Origin of the sequence: Kitasatospora sp. NPDC056531 (assembly GCF_042794375.1) — a bacterium.
GTDB lineage: Bacteria > Actinomycetota > Actinomycetes > Streptomycetales > Streptomycetaceae > Kitasatospora.
Map to the genome: position 1 here is coordinate 1 of NZ_JBHTTU010000176.1, position 7,186 is coordinate 7,186.

General features: G+C 70.3%; 6 protein-coding genes. 3 read left to right on the forward strand and 3 right to left on the reverse strand.

The features are described from left to right. Positions 1-140 precede the first annotated feature (140 nt). A complete protein-coding gene (locus ACFQ87_RS43330; protein WP_380616524.1) occupies positions 141-602 on the reverse strand; it encodes a GNAT family N-acetyltransferase in 462 nt (153 codons plus the stop codon). Between the two features lie 100 nt (positions 603-702). Further along, complete coding sequence (locus tag ACFQ87_RS43335; RefSeq protein ID WP_380616525.1) at positions 703-1,494, reverse strand: VOC family protein; 792 nt, start codon at positions 1,492-1,494, stop codon at positions 703-705. Positions 1,495-1,725: 231 nt separating this feature from the next. Here ACFQ87_RS43335 and ACFQ87_RS43340 point away from each other — a divergent pair, with 231 nt between their 5' ends. From ACFQ87_RS43340 to ACFQ87_RS43350, 3 genes are all read left to right on the forward strand, one after another. Next, positions 1,726-3,969, forward strand: a complete 2,244-nt coding sequence (locus ACFQ87_RS43340; protein ID WP_380616526.1) for an ATP-dependent RecD-like DNA helicase — start codon at positions 1,726-1,728, stop codon at positions 3,967-3,969. Positions 3,970-4,194: 225 nt separating this feature from the next. Further along, entirely contained in the window at positions 4,195-5,484 is a 1,290-nt protein-coding gene (locus ACFQ87_RS43345) for a citrate synthase (protein ID WP_380616527.1), read from the forward strand. 542 nt (positions 5,485-6,026) lie between these two features. Next, a complete protein-coding gene (locus ACFQ87_RS43350; RefSeq protein ID WP_380616528.1) occupies positions 6,027-6,746 on the forward strand; it encodes an SDR family NAD(P)-dependent oxidoreductase in 720 nt (239 codons plus the stop codon). A gap of 65 nt (positions 6,747-6,811) precedes the next feature. Here the strand turns inward: ACFQ87_RS43350 and ACFQ87_RS43355 are convergent. Next, a partial coding sequence (locus ACFQ87_RS43355) for an HAD-IC family P-type ATPase (protein WP_380616530.1) occupies positions 6,812-7,186 on the reverse strand: 375 nt, incomplete at its 5' end.

Sequence of the window (7,186 nt, forward strand, 5' to 3'; positions counted from 1 at the left end):
CGCCGATGGTACTGCAGGGGGGACCCTGTGGGAGAGTAGGACGCCGCCGAACAATCATTCAGAGAAGGCCCCACCCGGTTTCCGGGTGGGGCCTTCTCGCGTTTTCAGGGTTTGGGGCTGGGCTTGATTCGGGGCTTGATTCAGAGCTTGAGCTTGAATCCGATGTGCGAGGCCACGAAGCCGAGCCGTTCGTAGAAGCGGTGCGCGTCCGTCCGCGTCGCGTCCGAGGTCAGCTGGACGAGGTCGGCGTCCAGCGCGCGGGAGCGTTCGACGGCCCACTGGATCAGTTCGGTGCCGAGCCCGCTGCCGCGTTCGTCGGCGTGGATGCGGACGGCCTCGATGATCGTGCGGGTGGTGCCCGCCCTGGAGAGTCCCGGGACGACCGTGAGCTGCAGGGTTCCGACCACGCGGCCGGCGCGTTCGGCCACCACCAGGTGCTGGTGCGGGTCGCCGTCGATGCGGGCGAAGGCGGTGCGGTACGGGGTGAGGTCGTCGGGGCTCTCCCGCGTGGCGCCCAGTGGGTCGTCGGCGAGCATGGCCACGATTGCCGGCAGGTCGCCTTCGCCGGCCCGTCGGATCGTCAGAACAGCCGTTTCAGTCATGATCAGAGACTAGAGCCGTCCGGGAGGCGGACCCACCTCTGTCTACGCCCGTAGCACCCCTTCACAGCCCTTCTGAGGGGTAATGCGCGGTAATGCGGAGTCAGGCCCCGGGCTCGGCACTCGTGATGACGGCGAAGACGGCGCCGTGCGGGTCGAGCAGCTGGGCGAGGCGGCCGACGCCGTGGACGTCCGTCGCGGGGATCCGTACCTTCGCGCCGAGGGTGTCGGCGATGGCGAGGCTCGCGTCCACGTTGGGGACCTCGAAGTAGGGGAGCCAGTGCGAGCTGGTGCCGCGCGCGGTGTGTTCGGGGCCGAGCTGCATGATGCCGCCGTGGGCGTCGTCGGTGCCGCCGCCCGCCGGGGTGAGGACGGTGTAGATCACCTCGCCGAGCGGGACGTCCTGCTCCTGCCAGCCGAAGACCACGCGGTAGAAGGCCTTGGCCCGCTCGGCGTCGATGCTGTAGCACTCGGCCCAGCAGAGGCTGCCCTCCTCGTTGACGAGGTCCAGGCCGCGGGTGTCGTGGGGTTGCCAGACCGCGAAGTCGGCACCGGTGGGGTCGGTGTAGCCGGCCATCCGGCCCGCCGTGAAGACGTCGAAGGGGGCGAACCGGACCCGGCCGCCGGACTGTGCCACGAGTTCGGTGGTGCGGTCGGCGTCGAGGGTGGTGAAGTACAGGGTCCAGCCGGGCAGGGAGCCCTCCTCGGGGAGCGGGCCGAGGGCGGCGACCGTGCGGCCGTCGAGCTGGAAGAAGCCGTAGCCGCCGGCCTCGGGGCCGGCCGAGTCGAAGGACCAGCCGAACAGGGCGGTGTAGAAGTCGACGGAGGCCCGGGTGTCGGGGCTGCTCAGGTCGAGCCAGTTCGGGGAACCGGGGCGGAAGGCGGTGTTGAGCATGGCGGCACTGCTCCTGGGACGGGGCCCGTACGGTCGCGGGCGCGGTCGAGATCCCCTGGACCTTCCAGCCTGGCACCTCGGAGGGGACGGTGCACGGCGGGCTTCCGTCGGACTCCCGGGCTTCCTCGCCGGCCCTCCCGCCGCTTTCCGCGCGGTTCGGGGCCTGTCGGCGAGGGGCGGTACGGTGCGTAACGGAAGGGTCCACCCGTACTGGTCGAAGAGGGGGCTCCGGTGGGCAAGCAGCCGCAGTCGGGGCAGCAATCGCAGCAGGTGCCGCGCCAGCTGGCGCAGGTCGAGGGCGTGCTGGAGCGGATCACCTACGCCAACGAGGAGACCGGCTACACCGTGGCCCGGGTGGACACCGGCCGGGGCGCGAACGACCTGCTGACGGTGGTGGGCGCGCTGCTGGGGGCGCAGGTCGGGGAGTCGCTGCGGCTGCACGGCCGGTGGGGCTCGCACCCGCAGTACGGGCGGCAGTTCATGGTGGAGAACTACACCACGGTGCTGCCGGCCACCGTGCAGGGCATCCAGCGCTACCTGGGCTCGGGGCTGATCAAGGGGATCGGGCCGCGGTTCGCCGAGCGGATCGTGGAGCGCTTCGGGGTGGACACCCTGGAGGTGATCGAGAACGAGCCGGGCCGGCTGATCGAGGTGCCCGGACTGGGACCGAAGCGGACCAGGAAGATCGCCGCGGCCTGGGAGGAGCAGAAGGCCATCAAGGAGGTGATGGTCTTCCTGCAGGGGGTCGGGGTGTCGACCTCACTGGCGGTGCGGATCTACAAGCAGTACGGCGACGCCTCGATCGGCGTGGTGAAGAACGAGCCGTACAAGCTGGCGGCGGACGTCTGGGGCATCGGCTTCCTGACGGCGGACCGGATCGCCCAGGCGGTGGGCATCCCCCACGACAGCCCGGAGCGGGTGAAGGCGGGGCTGCAGTACGCGCTGTCGCAGAGCAGCGACCAGGGGCACTGCTACCTGCCCGAGGAGCGGCTGATCGCGGACGGCGTGAAGCTGCTGCAGGTGGACGTGGGGCTGGTGATCGACTGCCTGGCCGAGCTGGTCGCCGCCGAGGGCGTGGTGCGCGAGACGGTGCCGGGCGAGGCGGGCGAGCCGATCACCGCGGTCTACCTGGTGCCGTTCCACCGGGCGGAGATCTCGCTGGCGAACCAGCTGCTGCGGTTGCTGCGTTCCGACTCCGACCGGATGCCGTGGTTCGCCGGGGTGGACTGGCCGGTGGCGCTGGAGTGGCTGGCGAAGCGGACGGGGGCCGAGCTGGCGCCGGAGCAGGAGCAGTCGGTGCGGCTGGCACTGACGCGGAAGGTCGCGGTGCTGACGGGTGGTCCGGGCTGCGGGAAGTCGTTCACGGTGAAGTCGATCGTGACGCTGGCGCTGGCGAAGCGGGCGAAGGTGGTGCTGGCGGCGCCGACCGGCCGGGCGGCGAAGCGGCTGTCGGAGCTGACCGGGGTGGAGGCCTCGACGGTGCACCGGCTGCTGGAGCTGAAGCCGGGCGGGGACGCCGCGTACGACCGGGACCGGCCGCTGGACGCGGACCTGGTGGTGGTGGACGAGGCCTCGATGCTGGACCTGATCCTGGCGAACAAGCTGGTCAAGGCGGTCCCGCCGGGCGCTCACCTGCTGTTCGTGGGGGACGTGGACCAGCTGCCCTCGGTGGGTGCCGGGGAGGTGCTGCGGGACCTGCTGGCCGAGGACGGGCCGATCCCGTCGGTGCGGCTGACCCGGATCTTCCGGCAGGCCCAGGAGTCGGGAGTGGTGACGAACGCGCACCGGATCAACGAGGGGAAGCCGCCCCTGACGGAGGGTCTGGCGGACTTCTTCCTGTTCGTGGAGGACGACGCGGAGCGGGCGGCCGGGCTGACGGTGGACGTGGTGGCGCGCCGGATCCCGCAGAAGTTCGGCTTCGACCCGCGCCGGGACGTCCAGGTGCTGGCGCCGATGCACCGGGGCCCGGCGGGGGCGGGGAACCTGAACACGCTGCTGCAGGCGGCGGTGACGCCGGCCCGGGAGGGGCTGGCGGAACGGCGTTTCGGCGGGCGGACGTTCCGGGTGGGGGACAAGGTCACCCAGATCCGCAACAACTACGACAAGGGGCGGAACGGCGTCTTCAACGGCACAGTGGGAGTGGTGACCGCCCTCAGCGCGGACGACCAGCGGTTGACGGTGGTCACCGACGAGGACGAGGAGGTGGTGTACGACTTCGACGAACTGGACGAGCTGGCCCACGCGTACGCGGTGACGATCCACCGTTCGCAGGGCAGCGAGTATCCGGTGGTGGTGATTCCGGTCACCATGTCCGCTTGGACGATGCTCCAGCGAAATCTGCTTTACACCGCGGTGACCAGGGCCAGAAAACTCGTCGTGCTGGTCGGGTCACGGAAGGCGATCGCGCAGGCCGTGCGGGCCGTCAGCGCAGGTCGGCGGCATGCCGCCCTCGATCATCGGCTTGCTTCTGGATGATTATCCAGCAGGATGGTTGCCTCTAAGGTTCTCTTGACGTGAAGAGATTTACGGCAGAGCCTAGGGTGGTGCCGATCTTGTCCGGTTCGTACCGGCTACGGCGGCAGGTTTTGTAGGGGCGGGCCCTTCCGGGCCACCCCGGGTGCGCGACTGTCCTCCGGATGGGGGATGGTAGAGACAGTCAGGGCACCTTGGAAGAGGATTCATTTCGTCGGTGAGGAAGACGTGAGCGACAACTCGGTAGTACTGCGGTACCAGGACGGCGAGTACGAGTACCCCGTCGTCGAGAGCACTGCGGGCAACGCCGGCTTCGACATCTCGAAGCTGCTCCCGCAGACCGGCCTGGTCACCCTGGACAACGGCTTCGGTAACACCGCTGCGTACAAGTCCGCGATCACCTTCGTGGACGGCGACAACGGCATCCTTCGGTACCGCGGCTACCCGATCGAGCAGCTCGCAGCGCAGGGCGGCTTCATCGAGACCGCGTACCTCCTGATCAACGGCGAGCTGCCCAACGCGGACCAGCTGGCGGAGTTCAACCGCGAGATCACCCAGCACACGCTGCTGCACGAGGACGTCAAGCGCTTCTTCCAGGGCTTCCCGCGGGACGCCCACCCGATGGCCATGCTGTCCTCGGTGGTCGGTGCGCTCTCCACGTTCTACCCGGAGAGCCACAACCCCTTCGACGCGGCCCAGCGTCACCTGTCGACCGTCCGCCTGCTGGCGAAGCTGCCGACGATCGCCGCGTACGCGTACAAGAAGGCGATGGGCCAGCCCTTCGTCTACCCGCGCAACGACCTGAGCTACGTCGAGAACCTCCTGCGGATGACCTTCGCGGTCCCCGCCGAGGACTACGAGCTCAACCCGGTCGTCGTCAACGCCCTGGACAAGCTGCTCATCCTGCACGCGGACCACGAGCAGAACTGCTCGACCTCCACCGTGCGCCTGGTCGGCTCCAGCCACGCCAACCTGTTCGCCTCGATCTCGGCCGGCATCTCGGCCCTGTGGGGCCCGCTGCACGGCGGCGCCAACCAGGCCGTGCTGGAGATGCTGGAGAGCATCCAGAAGGACGGCGGCGACGTCGACGCGTTCATCACGAAGGTGAAGAACAAGGAAGCCGGCGTCAAGCTGATGGGCTTCGGCCACCGCGTCTACAAGGCCTTCGACCCGCGCGCCGCGCAGGTCAAGCTGCTCGCGCACGAGGTCCTCGGCCAGCTCGGCAAGAGCGACGAGCTGCTGGACATCGCGCTCAAGCTGGAGGAGCACGCCCTCAAGGACGACTTCTTCATCTCGCGCAAGCTGTACCCGAACGTGGACTTCTACACCGGCCTGATCTACCGCGCCATGGGCTTCCCGACCAGCATGTTCACCGTGCTGTTCGCCCTCGGCCGGCTGCCCGGCTGGATCGCCCACTGGCACGAGATGATCAACGACCCGACCAGCCGCATCGGCCGTCCGCGTCAGATCTACACCGGCACCGCGATCCGCGACTACGTCGAGCTCGACCAGCGCTGACGCACCGCGAGTGAACGGAGAGGGGCCCGGCCGCTGCTGAGCGGCCGGGCCCCTTCGCCGTCCCCGCGCCCCGGACCCGGAAGGGCCCGCGCGGGGACGGAACCGTACAGCGCACGACTCCGGGGCCGGCCGCAGCCGGGGGACGGCCGCTCAAAGCGTCCCTGGCCCGCCGCGACCCCGGCGCCGTGCGCGAAGGCCGTCGAGACCGACGACCGTTCCCGGGGCCCGCCGGAGCCCCGTCGGCGACAGCCGCTGGATGAGGGACGCGTTGCCGTTAGTCGCGCCCCGGCCCATCGGAAAAACTGCCGCACTACCAACCTAAGACGTATCAGGGTGCGAGAAGTTACGCCCGAGAGGTGTGAGCTGCCTCTCGCCACGCTCCGTAGGCGCGCCGTTCCGCGCCCTTATCACACCTTCCCTCGCGCCCGACGTCACCCTCCCCGCAGTCACGGCAACCGAGCGTGATAGGAATCGTGGCATTCCGGTACGGACCGTCGCGCACCCTTGCAGCGCGGCGGCGGAACTGGGGAGGGAGTACGCAGATGGCCAGGAACGTCGTCGTCACCGGCGGTGGCACGGGAATCGGGTACGAAGTCGCGCGGCGGTTCGCCGAGGCGGGCGAACGCGTGGTGATCGTCGGTCGGCGCCGGGAGGTCCTCGAGAAGGCCGCGGCCGACCTCGGACCGAACGTGACCCCGCTGGTGTGCGACCTCGCCGACCCGGACGCGGTCGAGGCGGCGCTCGACGGACTGCCCGAGCGGATCGACGTGCTGGTGAACAACGCCGGCAGCCGGGAGACCGTGGTCGGCGGCGGGCCGCACGCCCTGCTGGCCCGCTGGCGCGGCGACTTCGAGCGCAACGTGCTGACCGTGGTGCTGCTCACCGAGTCGATCCGGGACCGGCTCACCCACGGCTCCGGCCGGGTGGTCACCATCAGCTCCATCGCCGCCCTGCGCGGGGCCGGCTCGTACGGTGCCGCGAAGGCCTCGCTGCACGCCTGGAACCACTTCCTGGCCGCCCAGTTGGGGACCTCGGGGATCACCGCCAACATCGTCGCGCCGGGGACGGTCAGCGGCACCGAGTTCTTCGGACCGCGGCTGGACGAGGCCGAGGTGGCCCGCCGGGCGGCGCGCACGCTGCTCGGTCGGATCGGCGAGACCGGCGAGGTCGCGGCGGCGGTGCACTTCCTGGCCTCGCCGGAGGCCGGGTTCATCACCGGTGAGATCCTGCACTGCAACGGCGGCGAGCTGCTGGGGCGTTGAGGCACCGCGAAGGCCCCGGACCGGTCGTCGGTCCGGGGCCTTCGCGCTGTTCGGGCCCGGTGTCGTCAGGCGGGCTGGAAGCGGCGCAGCCGGAGGCTGTTGGTGACCACGAAGACCGAGGAGAAGGCCATCGCGGCCCCGGCGATCATCGGGTTGAGCAGTCCGGCGGCGGCCAGCGGGATCGCCGCCACGTTGTAGCCGAAGGCCCAGAACAGGTTGCCCCTGATGGTGCCGAGGGTGCGGCGGGAGAGCCGGATCGCGTCGGCCGCCGAGCGCAGGTCGCCGCGGACCAGGGTGAGGTCGCCGGCCTCGATGGCGGCGTCGGTGCCGGTGCCCATGGCCAGGCCCAGGTCGGCCTGGGCGAGCGCGGCCGCGTCGTTGACGCCGTCGCCGACCATCGCCACGACCTTGCCCTCGGCCTGCAGCCGCTTGACGGTGTC

What these genes read in the sequence shown, in the direction of transcription:
- ACFQ87_RS43335 (WP_380616525.1), bottom strand. Translation starts at nt 1,494, where the DNA reads ATGCTCAACACCGCCTTCCGCCCCGGTTCCCCGAACTGGCTCGACCTG.
- ACFQ87_RS43350 (WP_380616528.1), top strand. Translation starts at nt 6,027, where the DNA reads ATGGCCAGGAACGTCGTCGTCACCGGCGGTGGCACGGGAATCGGGTAC.
- ACFQ87_RS43330 (WP_380616524.1), bottom strand. Translation starts at nt 602, where the DNA reads ATGACTGAAACGGCTGTTCTGACGATCCGACGGGCCGGCGAAGGCGAC.